Source organism: Pseudorhizobium tarimense, assembly GCF_022968135.1.
Lineage (GTDB): Bacteria > Pseudomonadota > Alphaproteobacteria > Rhizobiales > Rhizobiaceae > Neorhizobium > Neorhizobium tarimense.
Genome location: NZ_JALJRA010000020.1, coordinates 1 through 18,686, shown reverse-complemented (window position 1 = coordinate 18,686; position 18,686 = coordinate 1). Strand labels below are relative to the sequence as shown.

At 59.1% G+C, this 18,686-nt stretch carries 13 protein-coding genes and 2 pseudogenes; 7 read left to right on the top strand and 8 right to left on the bottom strand.

Features of this window, described 5'->3' with window-relative positions; genetic code table 11:
• Window positions 1–165 precede the first annotated feature (165 nt).
• Window positions 166–3,774: a hydantoinase B/oxoprolinase family protein gene (locus tag MUU54_RS20425; protein ID WP_247245807.1), complete on the bottom strand. Its 3,609-nt coding sequence runs from the start codon at window positions 3,772–3,774 to the stop codon at window positions 166–168.
• 198 nt (window positions 3,775–3,972) lie between these two features.
• Here MUU54_RS20425 and MUU54_RS20420 point away from each other — a divergent pair, with 198 nt between their 5' ends.
• The 5 genes and pseudogenes from MUU54_RS20420 to MUU54_RS20400 all read left to right on the top strand — a co-directional run.
• Window positions 3,973–4,557 (top strand): TRAP transporter small permease, encoded by a 585-nt coding sequence (locus MUU54_RS20420; RefSeq protein WP_247245806.1) that lies wholly within the window; start codon window positions 3,973–3,975, stop codon window positions 4,555–4,557.
• A 2-nt stretch (window positions 4,558–4,559) separates the two neighbouring features.
• Window positions 4,560–5,876, top strand: a complete 1,317-nt coding sequence (locus tag MUU54_RS20415) for a TRAP transporter large permease (protein WP_247245805.1) — start codon at window positions 4,560–4,562, stop codon at window positions 5,874–5,876.
• A 19-nt stretch (window positions 5,877–5,895) separates the two neighbouring features.
• Window positions 5,896–6,885 carry a TRAP transporter substrate-binding protein gene (locus MUU54_RS20410; protein ID WP_247245804.1) on the top strand — a complete coding sequence of 330 codons (990 nt, stop codon included), beginning with the start codon at window positions 5,896–5,898 and terminating at the stop codon, window positions 6,883–6,885.
• Window positions 6,886–6,941: 56 nt separating this feature from the next.
• Entirely contained in the window at window positions 6,942–7,463 is a 522-nt protein-coding gene (locus MUU54_RS20405) for a winged helix DNA-binding protein (RefSeq protein WP_247245803.1), read from the top strand.
• A gap of 337 nt (window positions 7,464–7,800) precedes the next feature.
• A pseudogene (locus MUU54_RS20400) lies at window positions 7,801–7,968 on the top strand (helix-turn-helix domain-containing protein); the annotation flags it as partial.
• Between the two features lie 353 nt (window positions 7,969–8,321).
• Here the strand turns inward: MUU54_RS20400 and MUU54_RS20395 are convergent.
• The 6 genes from MUU54_RS20395 to MUU54_RS20370 form a co-directional block, all read right to left on the bottom strand.
• On the bottom strand, window positions 8,322–9,974 hold the full coding sequence (locus MUU54_RS20395) for an ABC transporter ATP-binding protein (RefSeq protein ID WP_247245802.1): 1,653 nt from the start codon (window positions 9,972–9,974) through the stop codon (window positions 8,322–8,324).
• Window positions 9,971–10,885, bottom strand: coding sequence for an ABC transporter permease (locus MUU54_RS20390; RefSeq protein WP_247245801.1), 915 nt, complete (start codon window positions 10,883–10,885; stop codon window positions 9,971–9,973). The genes MUU54_RS20395 and MUU54_RS20390 overlap by 4 nt, the downstream gene beginning before the upstream one ends.
• A complete protein-coding gene (locus tag MUU54_RS20385; protein ID WP_247245800.1) occupies window positions 10,885–11,892 on the bottom strand; it encodes an ABC transporter permease in 1,008 nt (335 codons plus the stop codon). Before MUU54_RS20385 ends, MUU54_RS20390 begins: the two co-directional genes overlap by 1 nt.
• Before the next feature lie 78 nt (window positions 11,893–11,970).
• Entirely contained in the window at window positions 11,971–13,560 is a 1,590-nt protein-coding gene (locus tag MUU54_RS20380; protein ID WP_247245799.1) for an ABC transporter substrate-binding protein, read from the bottom strand.
• 36 nt (window positions 13,561–13,596) lie between these two features.
• Window positions 13,597–14,277, bottom strand: a complete 681-nt coding sequence (locus MUU54_RS20375; RefSeq protein WP_247245843.1) for an AroM family protein — start codon at window positions 14,275–14,277, stop codon at window positions 13,597–13,599.
• A 186-nt stretch (window positions 14,278–14,463) separates the two neighbouring features.
• Window positions 14,464–15,354 (bottom strand): AroM family protein, encoded by an 891-nt coding sequence (locus MUU54_RS20370; RefSeq protein ID WP_247245798.1) that lies wholly within the window; start codon window positions 15,352–15,354, stop codon window positions 14,464–14,466.
• Between the two features lie 198 nt (window positions 15,355–15,552).
• On the opposite strand from MUU54_RS20370, the gene MUU54_RS20365 reads away from it, so the two are divergent.
• Together MUU54_RS20365 and MUU54_RS20360 are read left to right on the top strand one after the other, a co-directional pair.
• On the top strand, window positions 15,553–16,632 hold the full coding sequence (locus MUU54_RS20365; protein WP_247245797.1) for an S-methyl thiohydantoin desulfurase family protein: 1,080 nt from the start codon (window positions 15,553–15,555) through the stop codon (window positions 16,630–16,632).
• Complete coding sequence (locus tag MUU54_RS20360; protein WP_247245796.1) at window positions 16,629–18,191, top strand: hydantoinase/oxoprolinase N-terminal domain-containing protein; 1,563 nt, start codon at window positions 16,629–16,631, stop codon at window positions 18,189–18,191. The genes MUU54_RS20365 and MUU54_RS20360 overlap by 4 nt, the downstream gene beginning before the upstream one ends.
• A gap of 345 nt (window positions 18,192–18,536) precedes the next feature.
• On the opposite strand, the pseudogene MUU54_RS20355 reads toward MUU54_RS20360, so the two are convergent.
• Window positions 18,537–18,686: pseudogene (locus MUU54_RS20355) on the bottom strand (dihydrodipicolinate synthase family protein); the annotation flags it as partial.

Sequence of the window (18,686 nt, the reverse complement as noted above, 5' to 3'; positions counted from 1 at the left end):
CTGAGCCAGTAGCCCATACTTATCCACCAGCAACGGTACCTCGCTTCCCCTCGCATCCAGCGGATTGAACGGAGGTTCAGAGGTGTTCATCTCTGATCCGTTCAAATGCCTGCGGAATGCTTTGCTAGGATCGCAACCTACGCCAACTATCGAGAGTGCTGGTTCTCATCGCCCGTATCCGCCGCCGGTTGGTGTGACGACGCTCACCGCTTCGCCTGACTCCAGAATCGTTTGACCGCAACCGCCAAGGTCTTCAAGATCGCCATTCAGGCGCCGGACAATCGTCTGGCCGAGCTCTCCCGCCTCGCCGCCTTGGAGGCCGTGCGGCCGGATCGTCCGGTGCGACGACAAGATGGCGCAGTCCATCTTCTCCAGGAACCGGATGGTCCGCTTCGTGCCGTTGCCAGCCGACCACTTTCCCTTGCCGCCGGAGTTTTCGCAGATGTGGAAATCCTCAAGCAGCACCGGGTAGCGCGTCTCCAGAATTTCCGGATCAGTAAGACGGGAATTGGTCATGTGGACATGGACTGCATCGGTGCCATCAAACCCCGTGCCGTCGTTGAAGACGCCTGCGGGGGAGCCGGAGCAGAGGGTCTCGTAATACTGGTATGTCGCGTTGCCGAAGGTAAGGTTATTCATCGTGCCTTGGCTCGCAGCCATGGCGCCGAGCGCGCCAAAAAGCGCATTCGTCACGTGCTGGCTCGTTTCGACATTGCCGGCGACAACGGCGGCTGGATATTGCGGCTTTAGCATCGAGCCGTCTGGCACGATGATACGGATAGGCCGCAGGCAGCCGGCATTCATTGGGATCGAACTCTCCACCATGACGCGGAAAACGTAGAGCACCGCGGCGCGGGTGACAGGCTCAGGCGCGTTGAAGTTGTTCGGCCTCTGCGGGCTCGTGCCGGTAAAGTCTACGGTCGCCTCCCGCTTTGCCTTGTCCACCGAGATCTTCACCTTGATGGTGCTTCCCTGGTCGGTGTCGTAGGAGAATTCCGAATCCTCCAGCTTCTCGACAACGCGACGCACGCTTTCCTCCGCATTGTCCTGCACATGGCCCATGTAGGCCTGCACGACGGGAAGCCCGAACTGCACAATCATCTTGCGCATCTCGTGCACGCCCTTCTCATTGGCGGCGATCTGCGCACGCAGGTCGCCGACATTCTGCGCAACGTTGCGGGCGGGATAAGGGTGGTCGGACAAGAGGCGGGTAATTCCCTCCTCGTCGAAGCGGCCGCGGTCGACCAAAAGGACGTTGTCGAACAGGACACCTTCCTCGTCCACCGTAGTCGCGAGCGGCGTCATCGAGCCCGGGGCCGTGCCACCCACATCGGCATGATGTCCGCGGGACGCGACATAGAAGAGGATGCTCCCTCCTTCTTCATCGAAAACGGGGGTCACGACCGTGATGTCTGGAAGGTGGGTGCCGCCATTATAAGGTGCGTTCAGGGCGAAGACGTCACCCGGCCGGATCCTGCCCTTGTTCTGGGCGATGATCGATTCCACAGAGCGATCCATGGAGCCAAGATGCACCGGCATGTGCGGGGCATTGGCGACAAGAGCACCTGTCTCATCGAAGACGGCGCAAGAGAAGTCCAGTCGCTCCTTGATATTGACCGAAGAGGCAGTGTTTTGCAGCGTCACGCCCATCTGCTCGGCAATCGACATGAAGAGGTTGTTGAAGACCTCGAGCAGCACCGGATCTGCTTCGGTGCCAACCGCCTTGCTGCGCGAAAGCACCTTGATCCGCTTCAGGACGACATGGTCGAGCGCGGTGATCTCGAAGCCCCAGCCGTCTTCAACCACAATCGTCTGGTGCGGCTCGACGATGAGACATGGACCTGCGGCCCTGGCGCCAGGCCGGATGTCCGCGCGGCGGTAGACCGGCGCCTGGCGCCATTCACCGCCGGAGAAGAAACGGGTATCCTCGGCTGCGACGGGTGCAGCCGCGTCAACTTCATGTACGGGTTCCCCCGATTCCGCTCCGCCGCCGATGGCCTCGACCTCGAAAGATTCGAAGATAATTTCGCGGTTGTCGAAGATGAAGCCGAATTGCTTGCGATGAAGCACCTCGAAGGCCTTCACCATTTCCGAAGCGGAAGACAAGGAGACGGGAAGGGTTGTGTCGGTCCCCTGATAGCGCAGATGGGCTCGATGGATGACATCGGTACCGACTTCGCTCACCCCTTGAGCAGACATTTCCTGCAGGACGCTCGCCGTCAGCTCGTCACGGACGGTCGGTAGCGCAAGGAGTGCTTCACCAAGTGGAAGGGATACGGTTTTCTGGCGTGTGGCGCGGATGTCTGCAAGGCCCATTCCATAAGCAGACAAGATGCCGGAGAAGGGGTGGATCATCACGGTGGTGATGCCAAGCGCATCCGCCGTGAGGCAGGCATGCTGCCCGCCAGCACCGCCAAAACAGGTGAGGACGTAGTTGGTGACGTCATAGCCGCGCTGGACGCTGATCTTCTTGACAGCGTTCGCCATGTTTTCGACGGCGATGGCGAGGAAGCCGTCAGCGACCTCCTCCGGTGTGCGACCATCGCCAATGACCGCTGCCATGTCCTCGAAGCCCAGGCGCACCGCATCGGCATCCAGCGGTTCGTTTCGGTCGGGGCCAAAGATCCGCGGAAAGAGCTCCGGCGAGAGCTTGCCGAGCATCACATTGGCGTCCGTTACCGTCAACGGACCGCCGCGGCGGTAAGCCTTTGGCCCAGGATTGGCGCCGGCAGAATCCGGACCGACACGAAAGCGGCCGTTCTCGAAGTGCAGGATGGAGCCACCGCCGGCCGCTACCGTATGAATCGACATCATCGGGGCGCGCATGCGCACGCCCGCGACTTCCGTTTCGAACGAGCGCTCAAGCTCACCATCATAATGCGAAACATCCGTCGAGGTGCCGCCCATGTCGAAGCCGATCATCCGATCAAAGCCGGCGAGCCTAGATGTTTCCACCGCGCCAACGACCCCGCCGGCCGGTCCAGAAAGGATCGCGTCCTTGCCCTGGAAGAGGTGTGCGGCTGTCAGCCCTCCAGAGGATTGCATGAACATCAGCCGTGCACCATCTTCGGCATCGGCACCAAGCTCAGAGCCCACCTGCTCGACATAGCGGCGCAGGATCGGCGAAAGATAGGCATCCACGACCGTGGTATCGCCGCGCCCGACCAGCTTGATTAGCGGCGACACCTCGTGACTGACGGAGACTTGGGTAAAGCCGATTTCGCGGGCAATCCTCGCGGCTTGCTGCTCGTGCTCCGGATAGCGGTAGGCATGCATGAAGACGATGGCGACGGCGCGGTAGCCGGCATGGAACTGCCCCTGCAGATCCCGCCGGACGACGTCTTCGACTGGAGCTGCCTCGACCTGACCGTCTGCACGAACGCGCTCATCGACTTCCACCACGGCGCTGTAAAGAAGCTCCGGCTTGACGATCTTCTTGGCGAAGATATCAGCACGGGCCTGGTAGCCTATTGCGAGTGCATCGCGGAACCCGCGCGTCGTCACGAGCAGCGTTCGTTCGCCTTTGCGCTCGAGGAGAGCGTTGGTGGCGACCGTGGTACCCATCTTGACCGCGCCAATCACGCCGGCTCGGACCGGCTCGCCATCCTTCAATTGAAGGAGCTCACGAATGCCCTGTACAGCAGCATCGCGATAGGCTTCCGGATTTTCTGACAGGAGCTTGTGCGCAATGAGCGAACCGTCCGGCTTGCGGCCGACGATGTCGGTAAATGTGCCGCCGCGATCAATCCAGAAGTCCCATCTTTCGCTGCTCATGATCGCCCTCGGTTACTTGCTTTTCAGTAACGAATACATTTCATCGATAAAACGTCAATGATTAGTTGACAGTAAAACTGGCACTGCTGCATGATGCCTGCACAACGGGCAAAGAAGCCGTCAGAGCGTCGCCCGGCCACGGCAACCGAGGGGAGCCGACGATGTCTGAATGCCGTATGACCTGCGGGAGGACCACCTGTGTCCTCCATTGATCCTCGTCACAGTCTTTTCCCTGAACGGCTGCGAAAGCTGCTGGATGGGCTCTATCTTGGCGCCGGTTGGCTGGCCGGCGTTTTCCTCATCATGATCTTTGTCATCATGCTGTCGCTGTCGGCAGGCCGTCCCCTTGGGATCGACGTACCGGCCGGTGACGACTTCGCGTCCTGGTGCATGGCAGCGACTGCCTTCCTCGCGCTCGCTCATACATTTCGTTCGGCAGAACTTATCCGGATGGGCCTGTTGATCGATCGGTTCAGCGGCACACTTCGCAGGCTGATTGAGATCGCCTGCACCACAATCGGTGCCGTCGCCGTCATCTATTTTGCCTGGTATGCAATCGACATGACCTGGGTCTCGTGGAAGTTCAACGACGTTTCCATGGGCGTGATCGCGGTGCCGCTTTGGATCCCGCAGATCGGCATGTCAGCGGGCCTTGCCATCCTCGCCATCGCCTTCGTCGATGAACTTCTCCACCTCCTGTTCGGAGGAGTACCCCGCTATCAAAAGCCGAAAGTGGAAAGCCCGGACGAGATCGTCCAGCGTGTCATGGAAAGCGGGGTCTGACGATGGACGCGCTATCTCTGATCGAAGTTTCGGGCCTGATCCTCGGAGCCCTCCTTTTCCTCCTTGTCGGTGGGGTATGGATCGGGATCGCGCTGCTCGTCTGCGGCTTCGTGGCCATGCAATTCGCACCGGCCGGCATCCAGATTGGGGCAGCACTCGCCACAAATGCCTGGAGCGGCTCGGCTTCCTGGAGCCTTTCGGCCCTTCCGCTTTTCGTCTGGATGGGCGAGATTCTTTTTCGCACCCGCTTGTCGGACGAGATGTTCCGAGGCCTATCGCCCTGGTTGAACTGGCTTCCAGGCCGCCTCGTCCACGTGAACGTCCTCGGCTGCGGCCTGTTCGGCGCAGTCTCCGGCTCGTCCGCGGCAACAACGGCCATGGTTGCCAAGATCACGCTGCCGGAGCTCAAGAAGCGCGGCTATGACGACATGATCAGCCTCGGTTCGCTGGCCGGCGCCGGCACCCTCGGCTTCCTTGTTCCGCCGTCGATCACCATGATCGTCTACGCGGTGGCAGCGAACGTCTCGATCATCCAGATGTTCATCGCTGGCCTTATTCCGGCTGCCATTGTCATGGTGCTCTACATGGCGGCCATCGTCGTCTGGTCATTGATGAACCCGGATAAGAGCCCGCAGCCGGCGCCAAAGACGAGTCTGGCGAACAAGCTGAAGGAGAGCCTCAACCTCATCCCGCTGGCGCTCCTGATCGCTACAGTGTTCTCTGCCCTGCTTCTCGGCTGGGCAACGGCCACCGAATGCGCAGCATGGGGCGTTCTCGGCTCTTTGGTGATTGCCGCCTGGCAACGAGCGCTTACCTGGAAGAGCTTCAAGGAAAGTGTCATGGGCGCGACGCGGATGACGGCGATGATCATGCTGATCCTCACAGGAGCCGGATATATGTCCATCGCCATGGGCTACACCGGCATACCGGCCGCACTGGCGAGCTGGGTAGAAGGCTTCGGCCTCAGTCCCTACGCGCTCATTGCAGTGCTGACGGTGATGTACATCCTGCTCGGTTGCGCCGTCGACGGATTGTCGATGATCGTTCTGACGACGGTCGTGGTGCTGCCGATGATCCAGCAGGCAGGCTTCGATCTGATCTGGTTCGGGGTATTTCTGGTGCTGATGGTCGAGATGGCGCAGATCACGCCGCCGGTCGGCTTCAACCTTTTCGTGCTGCAGACCATGAGCGGTCGCGACAGCCTGACGGTTGCCCGCGCAGCCCTGCCTTTCTTCTTACTGCTTGTGGCGACCGTCGCCATCATCACGGTCTTCCCGGACATCGTGATGGTTCTGCCGAAAATGGCATTTCCGGGGTAACGCAAAAAGGGGAATGACAATGAACTTTTACATGCGACCAATTGCCCGCTGGGGCATGACTGCAGCAGCGCTTGCGCTTGGAGCAGGCGCAGCTCTTGCTCAGACAGCCTGGGTTCTGCCGTCCGCCTATCCGCCGGCGAACTACCACACCGAAAACCTGATGCAGTTTGCTTCCGATGTAGAGGCCGCGACGGATGGGGCGCTGAAGATCACCGTTCATCCGGGTGCCACACTGTTCAAGGCGCCTGAAATCAAGCGCGCGGTGCAGACGGGGCAAGCACAGGCAGGTGAGGTCCTGATCTCGCTGCACGAAAACGAGAACCCGGTGTTCGGCATCGATGTGGTGCCGTTCCTCGCCACCAGCTTCGAGGAGTCGAAAAAGCTGTGGGAGGCATCCAAGCCGACGGTGGAAAAGGCGCTCGATGAGCAGGGCCTGAAGCTCCTCTACACGACGCCATGGCCGCCGCAGGGCATCTACACCAAGAAGGACGTCAACAGCGTTGCCGACCTGAAGGGCCTTAAGTGGCGGGCTTATAACGTCGGCACGTCGCGTATTGCGGAGCTGGTCGGCGCGCAGCCCGTGACGGTGCAGGCGGCGGAACTACCCCAGGCTCTCGCGACCGGCGTGGTTGACGGCCTGATGACATCGAGCGCCACCGGTGTCGACTCCAAGATCTGGGAGTCTCTGACGCATTACTACGACACCCAGGCGTGGATCCCGAAGAATGTCGTATTCGTCAACAAGGAAGCCTTCGAGGCGCTGGATCCGGCCGTGCGGGAGGCTGTCACCACGGCAGCTGCCGAAGCCGAGGAGCGTGGCTGGGCACTCGCTGCCGAGAAGACGGCCGCCTACATGGAGACCCTCAAGCAGAACGGCATGCAGGTTCTTGCGCCTAGCGAGGAGCTCAAAAGCGGACTGACCGAAGTCGGTGCCCAACTCACCGAAGATTGGCTGTCCAAGGCCGGAGACGAAGGCAAGGCAATCATCGACGCCTATAAGAAGATGTAAAGAAGAAAAGCGCCGCCTAATTTTCGGCGGCGCTTTTTGCTCGGAAGGCAAACAACATGTCCGCAAAGAAGGATGAACTCGGACCCATCGTCTCCTCTGGCCATCTCGCAAGCGGCGCGCTGCCGGCACTTTCAGAGATCGAATTCGGGTTGATCATGCTGAACCACGCATTCAACCGATGGATGGTTCGATGCATGGCCGCCGCTGGTATTCCGGACCTGTCACCGGTCGATATCCTCGTGCTGCACAACATAAACAGCCGCAACAAGCCAAAAACGCTCGCCGACATCTGTCTCGTGCTGAACATCGAAGATACCCATGTCGTAACCTATGCTCTTAAGAAGCTGGAACGCATGAAGCTCATTAAGTCGGGCCGGCGCGGCAAGGAAAAACTGGTTATGGTGACGAGTGCGGGTGCAGATGCCTGCGTACGCTACAAGGCGATGCGAGAAAACCTCCTCGTGCCGTCCGTGCTCGCGACCGAAGTGTCTCCAGAAACCCTGTCCGGCATTGCGTCGCGTCTACGTGCTCTCTCCGGCCACTATGATCACGCGGCGAGAGCCGCTGCATCGCTGTGACCCTCTGTCCTGCTGAAAACCTTGGCGAATAGGTCGCCTGAACCGGCCAAGTCCTGAGGAGATTCGGCAAATCGACCTTTAATACAGCTTCAAGCTTGCTGCCGGATCCCCTATTCATAGAACCGGTTCAGGTGATCCGCGCGAAACGTCACGCCGACTCGCGGGCCGCAGCAAATGGGGGCTCGTCGAGCGCAAATCGGCAGACCGGCTTATGCCTTTCCGGGCGGTTGGCCATCGCACGAGGCAAGCCCGAGTGCGCTGGATTGGATCGCTTTTTACAACTGTCGCCTGACCACCTCGCCGATGAAACGGCCGGACAAACCGACCTTTAAGTTCACGCAAGGAGCAAAACTTGCGACAAGATGAGCCTGCCGGTGTTGGCCTCCGGTTCATTGTCGACCTCGAAGCTGGCAAGCCGACAGCCCAGATAGCAAAAGTGTTACAGGTTCTGCAAACGCTCGGCTGTTCGATCGACGTTCTGGCTCCTAGTGAACTTAGAAAATGACGGTCAGGGTTCTTAAACGTCTGGTGGGACGGGCGCATTGTCGGGCGACTCACGCAGGATAGGCCCTGCAATCTTGATGTATCAACGACCCTCTTGTCCATCTCCCTATCCAAAGATTCTCGCGCCGGAACGACTTGGGCAATATTCGTCATACTTCGTGCGTACAGCCTGGTTCTGGTCCATGCCCGTCGGTGGATTACACGTAGGGATGCACCGCCGGCGACCTGATCCAAAACCGGTTCGGCAACTCTGTCCGGTTCTGTGTACCCCTCGAGTTTTCTTGACGCTTCTTGACCACAGCAATCTCCTTCAGTCGAAGCTAATCTTAGCTTCGCGCGGCAGAGGATCGAGCGCTAAGCCCGCAACCTAGCTGCACGCGAGGTAACCCGGCCACTCTCGATCAACGCACGCGTGTACTCCTCGGCCGGGTGCAGGAAGATCTGCTCAGTATCCCCCTGCTCTACGATTTTGCCCCGCTTCATCACGATCGTTCGGTCACAGATCTGGCGGATGACCGCGAGGTCGTGCGAAATGAAGACGTAGGTCAGGTTCAATTCCTTGCGGACCTGCTGAAGGAAGTTGAGGACCTGCGCCTGGACCGAGATGTCCAGGGCCGAGGTAGGCTCATCAAGGATCAGCAGCCGGGGATTGAGCGCGATGGCTCGCGCAATGCAGACACGCTGCTTTTGCCCCCCCGACAGTTCATGCGGATAGCGATACCTGAAGCTCTTCGGCAGTTGCACGATATCGAGAAGCGCCTCTGTGCGGACGTCGATATCGCGTCGGCTCATAGTCGTTTGGATTCGCAACGGCTCCCCTATCGCATCACCAATCGTGTGGCGGCCATTGAGCGCCGAATGCGGGTTCTGGAACACGAACTGCATGTGCTGGCGTATCTGGCGCAGTGGCTCACCCCTCAGCCTCGAGATGTCTTGTCCTTCAAAGAAGATGTCGCCGCTCGTCGGCTCGATCAGCCGCAGCAGCATGCGCGCCAGCGTGGACTTGCCCGAGCCACTTTCTCCGACCACGCCGAAGATCTCGCCGACATTGACAGAAAGGCTGATATTGTCGACGGCCGCGAATTCACCACCCGCCTGCGTCTTGTAGACCTTTCGCAGGTTCACAGCCTCGAGAAGCTTCTGCGGCGCGGGTATCACATCCTGCACAGCTTGCTTGGCCAACAATCTGGCAGGCGTGACCTCGATATCGGGCACGGCAGCCAAAAGCTGGCGGGTATAGTCATGTTGGGGGTTGCTGAGGACAGCTGCCGTATCACCCTGTTCGACAATTTCACCCTTATACATGACAGCACATTTCGAGGCGACAGTTGCAATCGCCCCTATGTCATGGCTGATCATGATGACCGTGAGATTGAGCTTCTTCACCAGCGACTTGATGAGGTCAAGAACCTGAGCCTGGACCGTCACGTCGAGTGCGGTGGTTGGCTCATCGGCGATCAGAAGATCTGGCTTGCCCGCAAGCGCCATCGCAATGAGCACACGCTGGCGCATCCCCCCAGACAGCTGATGCGGATACTGGTCGAAAAGTTGTGCGGGAGCGGGCAGGCCAACCTGTTCGAGCAGCTCTTGCGTACGGCTGCGACGCATCGCCTTGGATGAAATACCCTGCCCTGCCGCCCGCTCATGGGCGGCAATCACATCAGAGATCTGACGCCCGATCGAAAAAAGCGGGTTCAGGTACGTCATCGGATCCTGGAAAATCATCGAAATCCGGATGCCGCGGATTTTAGCCCACCCCTTATCGTTCATGCGGGTGATATCCTGGCCGTCAAAGGTGATGTGACCGGCCTGCACCCTCGAATTGCTCGGGCCGATTCCCATAACCGACCGAACCAGAACCGTCTTTCCTGAACCGCTTTCGCCAACAATGCCGAGCGTTTCGCCGCGTTTGACGGTGATGTTAATGTCCTTCAGCACGTGGATCGGTCCATCAAAAGTGCCGATGCCCAGGCTGTAGGCGTTGATGTCGAGGAGGGTGCTGTTCATCGCGCGCGGCTCCGAGGATCAAGAATGTCTCGCAAACCATCGCCCAACAGATTGAATCCAAGAACGGTCAAGAAGATCGCAGCTCCGGGGAAGAAGGAGTACCACCACCAATCGGGCATGTACGAGCGTGCGACGGAAACCATGGCCCCCCATTCGGGGGCCGGCGGCGGCGCGCCCAGACCAATGAAGCCCAGCCCTGCGGCCGCCAGTATCGCCATGCCCATGTCCATGCTCATCTTGACGATGATCGGTGACATGCAGTTCGGCAAAATGTGGTGCCACAGGATCCATGGCGTCTTTGCGCCAATTGAGCGGGCGGACTCGACAAAAAGCTCTTCTTTGACGGCGAGGGTCTTGGCTTCGACGAGGCGCACGTAACCAGGCCACCAGACAATGGCGAGCGCAACCATGCAGTTGGTGAGGCCGGGGCCAAGCGATGCGACAATCGCCAACGCCAGAGCAAGACCCGGCACTGCCAGAAAGAGCTCTGTCAGCCGCATAATGCAGGCGCGAACGAAGCCGCCTTTGTAACCAGCGATAATGCCGAGCGGCACGCCAATCAGAGCACCAAGGCCCGTGATAACGATGCCGATCCACAAAGATGTGCGCGCACCGACGATGACGCGCGAAAAGATGTCAGCGCCCATCTCGTCAGTTCCGAACCAGTGCTCCGTGCTTGGCGGCAAGAGGCGTGATCCCATATGGACAGCACCCAGGGTATCCTCCGGAAAGGGTACGATCCAGGGACCAACAGCGGCCAGGATCAGGAAGATCCCCACAAGCGTCAGCCCCAGCATGGAGGAGAAACTACCGCGGAACATGTGACCATAGAGTCGCATCTGGCGGATCCGACCTGCATGGCGCTCGCTAAAGGACGCGGGGATCGTCGCCGTTTGATCAAGCTTGCTCATCAGGCCCTCCGGAGACGTGGATCGATCCAGGCATAAGCTAGGTCGACAAGCGTATTTGCGATGATGAAGAGGAAGCCGATCAGCAGCGTCACGCCAATAACAGGCTTGAAATCGGAGGCAAGGGCGGAGGAGACGGCATAGAGGCCGATGCCCGGCCAGTCAAAAACAGTCTCTACAAGGACCGTCGAGCCAAGCATCCAGCCGAAGCGCAGGCCAATCATGGCAAGCGTCGGCAACAACGCGTTTTTCAGGGAATAGACTGCGATGATGCGGCCAGCGGAAATTCCATGTGCCCGGGCTGCGGTGATATAGTCCGACTGCAGCACTTCGATCATCTCGGAGCGGTTAACCCGCAAGATAGACGCAAGGCACGGGAAGCTCAGCACCACCGCAGGCAAAATGATGTGCGACAGCGCAGTTCTGAAGGTTTCCAAGTTGCCTGCAATCAGCGCGTCGAGCAAAAGCGAGCCCGTCACCATGTCCGGAGGCCGCGTGACGAGCGGCAGGCGGCCGGAAACCGGGAGCCAGCCGAGATCAACCGAGAAATACAGTTGCATCAAAATGCCGAACCAGAAGGCTGGCAGCGCCACGCCCGAAATAGACAGGATGCGGGTTACGTGGTCGATCGGACCATCCTTGTAGACCGCTGATAGCATTCCCAGCGGAACGCCCAGCGCGACGCCCAGTATCATGGCGACGACAACCAACTCGATCGTTGCCGGAGCGTAACGGAGGAGCTCATCGAGCACAGGTCGAGTCGTAACGATTGAAGTGCCAAAATCGCCTGTGATTAAATCCTTCATGTAGATACCGAACTGCTCGATCATCGGGCGATCGAGCCCGTATTCGACGCGGATAGTGTCAACCATGTCTTCGGTTGCATTTGGGCCGGCAACGAGACGTGCAGGATCGCCCGGCGCGATATTGGTAATAACAAAGGTCAGGACTGCGATGCCGAGCATCGTCCCAGCCACCGTCAGGAGCTTTCGCAGGGTAAAGGACAGCATCTTCATTCCAGGGAGTTAGAGAAGGAGGCGGCAGCGCCGCCTCCTTCTTCACTGTTCACGCGCACGGTCTCGAAAGGATCAGTTCTCCTTGATCCAGAGCGGATAGAGGTCAACCTCGCCGGTAAAGCGTACAGGGCTGAAGGTAAAGCCCTGCAGGTAATCCTGGCGTGCCCAGCGACGGTTCTGCAACATGCCGAAGACTTCCGGTTGATCCGCTACAATCTGCTTCTGAATCTTGGCATAGAGCTCGGCGCGCGTTTCCCAGTCGGTGGCCGCACGTGCTTCGTCGATCATCCTGGAGACGTCGGGATTGTCGTAGTAGGCGATGCCGTAATACTGACCCCAGCTGTTCTTGTGGTATTGATAGGCAACGGCATCAGGATCGGTTGAGATCGGGGTGGCAAAAATCGACGTCATGTTCGGTGCGGTATCCACACTCGCGCCGGCTGCCACCATGTTGGGCCACTGTTCCGGCTTTATGTTGACATCGATGTTCAGCGCCTTGAGATTGTCGAGTAGGACGAGACCGATGCGACGCGCTTCTTCGAGTCCGGCGACATGGACATAGTCGAGTGTGATACCTCCATCCGGATAGGCGGACTTCGCAAGGTACTCCTTTGCCGTCGCTAGATCCTGCCGGGGAATACCTTCGACCTCGATATGGCCCTTCATCGCGTCGGGGAGTGGGCTGGTCTCCAGCGAGGCGGCTCCATTATAAATGCCAATCATGGCATCATAGTCCATCGCATACGCGATTGCCTTGCGCAGGTTGATGTCGGCTGTCGGACCCTTTTGGGTGTTGAACTTGATCCCGAAGGTGGTCATCCCCTTGTGGTCTTCGATGACGATGTTCGGCACCCTCGCGATCTGGACATAGTCATCTGATGTGAGGCCTTCGACGATATCTGCTTCGCCGCGCTGAAGCGCGGCCTTTTGTGCGGCCGGTTCACGGATCATACGGTAGATCACACCGGCAGGACGATTGTCCCCCTGTGGCCATCCTTTCCAATAGTCTTCGACTGAAATGACTTCATAAAGGACGTTCGGCTCCCAACGCCCCAGCTTGAATGGGCCAGAGCCGGCCGCATGGTCGGTCAGCCACTTCTGGCCGTAGTCCCCGTCGACCTCATTGGCTTTGACCTGTTGTGGATTCACTACGAACCACCAGGGCAGGAAAGACAGGAAGGGAGCATAAGGCGCCTTAAGCTCGAACTTCACCGTGTAGTCATCGACGACAGTGATGCCTTCCGGAGAGAGGAAGTCCTTCAGCATCCAAGCCACGCCTTTGTTGAGCTTCAGGCCGCGCTCGAAGGAATACCTTACGGCTTCGGCCGTCACCGGATCACCGTTGTGGAACTTTGCGTTTTCGACCAGATGGAAGGTCCACGTTTTGCCGTCGTCACTGGTCTCCCAGCGCTCGGCAAGCCAAGGCTTTACTTCTGCCGGATCACCCTCGTATTTCACCAAGGCATCATAGACGCCCTGCTGGATCATTCGGGTTGACCAGTCGTAACGGATGTGTGGATCCAGGACTGGGATCGCCTGGCGGCCGCCGAAGACGATGACATTGCCGGCATCTGTGCGCTCGAATGCCTGAGCGGGGACAACAAGAGCCGATGAGGCCACCAGCCCCGCCAACACGATTTTCTTGCAAATACTACCGAACATCAGGTTCCCTCTCTTTTTGTGATACAGCATGTTTGGTCAGATCATCTGGCGAACGACGCCGGCTACAAGGCGACGCGACAGAAGAACGGGGGCACTGACCTGATTGCGGACAGTGTCGAGCATCGCTTTCGAATAGCCCATGCAGTGCATGACGATTAGATCGCAGGTCTTGAGGCCTGCAGCGGCGACGGCCATGTCTTCGCCAGTATAGGGTGAAGCGGCAACGAGGCTCGGCCTGCCCGTAAACACGTGTCGCTCGTGAAAGTCGCTGATCTGGCGTTCCAGCGGCAGGATCACTCCTAGGCGGCTTGCGGATGCCGCCAGCGCCTCGACCGTGGAATCAACAATGCGCTGAGCCTCGACCACGAGCGTCTTTTCCAGGGGCGCGATCTTCGTGCCCGTGCACAGAAGAACGATCAGGTCAAAGCCCTCTGCGTCGATACGCTGCAAAAGAGCATTTAGCTTTTCTTCGGTGCGTGATTTCGAAGTGACGATTTCCTCGCCGTTGGCAAGACGGGTCGCGAAGGAATGCTCGCCCTCAACGGCGCGCATTCTGTCGAGCTCATCGGCGTTCATCCCATCGAGAACACCGAACTCTCTGTAATCAATCTTTCCTTCCGGCAAGCCAAGCGTGATGTCGAACATCATTTCCGGCACCAAGTCGACACGCGGAGCCTGTCCAATAGTGACAAATGCGATCTTGAAGGGGGATACCATCACCGTCTGTCGTTCCCTGCTGGCTCACGTTACTGATGAGAGCCTACCGTTCGCGACCGCGCGTCCTCTATAGGGTAATGCCCCTAGTTCGATCAGAATCTGTCACAAAAAGATGCCGCCTTGAGAGGCAAATTTCGTCAATGACCGACCGCGCGTGATAAAAATTTCGTCAGCGGCCGAGAATATCTACGGATGGCCAGCTGCCACAACCATGCGAATAAGCGTGTTGGACGTGCTGACTTCCATCTTGCTCATGACATTGGAACGGTGAATCTCCACCGTCTTCGGGCTGATGCCGAGCTGGCGTGCGATCGCTTTGTTCGACAGCCCTTCCGCCACAAGAGAAAGAACCTGACGTTCGCGCGGGGTTAAGCGCTGAAGCTTCTCCGAAAATTCGGGCGCGACCCCCGGCGCCGTCGCGGGATGCGTACCATGCAGCAGAAGGCGAATGGCGCTGGCGATGATGCGGCGCGCGAGGATGACAGGCTTGCCGCTCGCCTTGGCGACCATCTGGCGGTCTGATTCCGTAAAGCTCACAGAATTGAGCACGATGATCTCGCAGTCGGCCAGATCGAGAATGGCACTCGCAAGCAGTGCCTTGTCCCCGTCGGCAGCGTGGCTTGCCGTAATCCTGTAGGATGAAAGCGCAGGAATATCGAGTTCATCGACCTGCTGTACGAGCGGCTGAATGAGACCAACGCGCGATCCTGCCGCAGCAAGCGAAATCACCGTCGATTCCATCGCACGCTGAGCGTTTACGGTTGGGCAGGTGCTCTCGAAATCTCGAAACAGCCCAGTCGAGAGAATGACGACAAGATCGTACTGGCCAGGCTGAAAGCCAGCGGCGATCTCGGCCATGCGTTCGGCGATCCGCGGCTTGGATACAACAACGTCGCTGCCATCGGCCATGCGCGTGATGATGCTGAGTTCGCCAGGCCGCACACGCAAATCATGGACTTGCGCCTGCGAGAGTCCATCTAGTGCTCCAATCTCCATGGCCTGGATTGGCAGATCCAGGCTATCGAGCATCTCGTCGATGATATCAGCGCGTGGGGACTGTCCAACGCTTAAGAACATCACCTTGTACCGCTGGAGTGCGATGGTCGCGTCGCTCAGGGGGAGGGAATTCGCGTTCAGGTCAACGTCCTTTCGAATGTCTTGCAGCACCCTTTCTAGCGATGCCCAAAAACAAGGCAAGGCTAACATAGGGGCAGTCCCCTATAGGCAGAGGTCACAGCCCATGGATAGTTTCTACCACATTCTTCGGAGGTAAACATGATCCGTGATTTCGATGAGAGCGAAATTGATCCTCTCGCAGTGGGGGCCTGGATCCTCGGAACCGGTGGCGGTGGAAGCCCCTATCTGGCGCAGCTCAACCTGAAAAAGCTCTACAAGGACGGCAAGCGTGTCAAGCTGATCGATCCAATGGCACTCGACGACAACGATGCCATCGCCGTCGTCTCCAAGATGGGCGCCCCACTCGTCGGTCAAGAACGTCTCGTCGATCCAGCCCACCTTGCACGCGCCATGGAGCTGATGGAAGGCTATACGGGGCGCAAGTTCAGGGCCGTCATGAGCGTCGAGATCGGGGGCGGCAACGCGCTCTCACCCTTTCTCGCGGCCGCCATGCTAGACATTCCAGTTGTAGATGCTGATGCCATGGGTCGCGCATATCCCGAAGCTCAAATGACGAGCTTTGCCATCGGCGACCTTCCGATGTATCCGCTGACCCTGGTTGACTGCCGCGACAACGAGGCGATCGTCGCCAAAGCTGCCTCCTGGAAATGGATGGAGCGGATTTCGCGAAAGATCTGCACCGAAGTCGGATCGACCTCTGCCACCTGCAAGGCGCCTCGCACCGGCAAGGAAGTCAAGGAATGGGGTGTGCTGAACACGGTCACCAAGGCGATCAGTCTCGGCCGCGCTGTGCTCGAAGCCCGAACAGCCCACGCCGATCCTGTTGAAGCGGTACTCAAACATGAAGGTGGGAAGGTTCTTTTTAAGGGCAAGATCACCGATGTCGACCGGACCACGACCGGCGGCTTCCTGCGGGGCGCCGCCTATGTCGAAGGCTTGGATGACGACCGCGGCACCAAGGTCGAGCTTGCCTTCCAAAACGAGTGGGCCGTTGCTTTCCGCAATGGTGAAGCAATTGCCATGACGCCGGACTTGATCTGTCTGCTCGACAGCGTCTCGGGGGAGGCTATCGGAACGGAAACCGTGCGCTACGGCCAGCGCGTGACCGTCGTCGCCCTGCCCGCGCCTGGCGTTTTGACGACGCCGAAGGGGCTGGAGCATGTCGGACCTCGCGCCTTCGGATATGACTTGGATTTCAAATCGGTGTTTGCAGCATGAAGCGGATCGGAATTGACGTAGGCGGTACGAACACAGATGCCGTCCTGATTGATGGCGAAGACGTTGTCTCGGGCATCAAGTTTCCCACCACCTCAGACGTGATGCAGGGGGTTGTAAACGCCATCACGCATGTCGTGAAGGACCAGACATCGGGTGCAAGCCCAGTCGACGCTGTGATGATCGGGACCACCCATTTCACAAATGCGGTGGTCGAGCGTGCCCGATTGCAGCGGGTCGCGGCAATTCGAATCGCCATGCCTGCCGGTGCTTCGCTGCCGCCAATGGTCGACTGGCCAGAAGATTTGCGCACGCAAGTGAACCCGCTTTCATTCATGGTCCGAGGCGGCCATGAATATGACGGCCGCGAACTGGTGCCGCTTGCTCGCGATGAGATCCGCGATGCCGCAATGAAGATCCGCGACGCGGGTATTGACACTGTTGGCATCACTGCGCTCTTTTCGCCGCTGACGGCAGAATGCGAAGTCGAAGCTGCCGAGATCGTCCGTTCGATCATCCCGAGCGCGCGCATCACGCTCTCGCATACGCTCGGCCGCATAGGTCTTCTAGAACGCGAAAACGTAACGCTCCTCAATGCGGCGCTGCAGAGCCTCGGCCAAACGACCATCGGCGCTTTCAAGGAAGCTCTCTTGCGAGCTGGTATCAACGCGCCGTTCTACTTGACCCAGAATGACGGCACGGTTGTGCTGGCAGACGTGGCCGCGGCCAATCCCGTCTACAGCTTTGCCTCTGGACCGACCAATTCCATGCGCGGTGCAGCCTTCCTGACAGGTCTCAAAGAGGCCATGGTCATCGATGTCGGCGGCACCACCTCAGACATCGGCTGTCTGGTTGGCGGTTTTCCACGCGAAGCCAACAACGTCGTTGAAGTGGGGGGCGTGCGGACACTTTTCCGAATGCCAGACCTGTTGCCGATGGCGTTGGGTGGAGGCACCATCATTGATCCGCAAACCCGCAAGATTGGCCCACGTTCAGTCGGCTACCGCATCACGGAGAAGGCCCTCGTCTTCGGCGGAGACACCTTGACCACAACAGATGTTGCCGTTGCAGCCGGCCTGGTCGAGATCGGGGACCGCGACCGCGTGAAACATCTCGACAAGGATCTCGTCGCCGATCTCTTGAAGCGCATCCAGGTCATGGTAGAAGACGGTGTGGACAGAATGAAGACGTCGGCGGATGGCGTTCAGCTGATTGCTGTCGGCGGAGGCGCGTTCCTGATCCCCGAAGAGCTGAAGGGTGCAAGTGAAGTGCTGCGCGTCGAACATGCCGGCGTTGCCAACGCGCTCGGGGCTGCGATGGCACAGATCTCAGGCGAGGTTGACCAAGTCTTCTCCGACATGTCTCGCGACAACGCAATTGCCGAGGCAGACCGTCTCGCTCGCCAGCGCGCGGAGGAAGCCGGTGCAGATCCCGGTTCGATCGTCACCCTCGATACCGAGGATATCCCGATCGCTTATCTGCCGGGTGATGCGCGGCGTGTTCGAGTGCGCGTGGTCGGAGACATCGCTTCTATGAGACCTGTGCAAAGGCGCGCGTCCTGACGCACCCGCAGGGTACGATCAGCCAAGCCCTTGTGCTTCTTTGACCATGAGCTGCTGGCAATCCCGCCAACGCCCTTGGCGGGTTAATACCGTGCGTGCACAACCTTTGCCATCTGTGTGTGCTGCGATCGACGTGCCCTACAGCCATCTGGATACAAGTCCCAGGATTGGCGCCAGCGCGCAATAGGCCTACGCAAAGGCTACGAACGCACGGAGCTTTTCTTCAGCGAAGCCGATCACCGCATTCGTCGCCGAGGTAGCCGTTTCGACCTAATTGGATAGCGGGCGGATCCACGATCTGCGGGCAGACAGGCGGGCGCCTTCTAGGGGACACTTCCGGCATCGTCATAGCGCTGACCGCTTGTCGCGCCGGGCCAGCCGCTCGAGCAGGTAATCTACTTCGGCGCGGGCAGTCTCGGAAAGCGCCAGTCCCGGCTTGCGCTGCGCATCCGAAGTGATGATGCCGCGGCGCTTCAGGACATGCTTACGTACGGC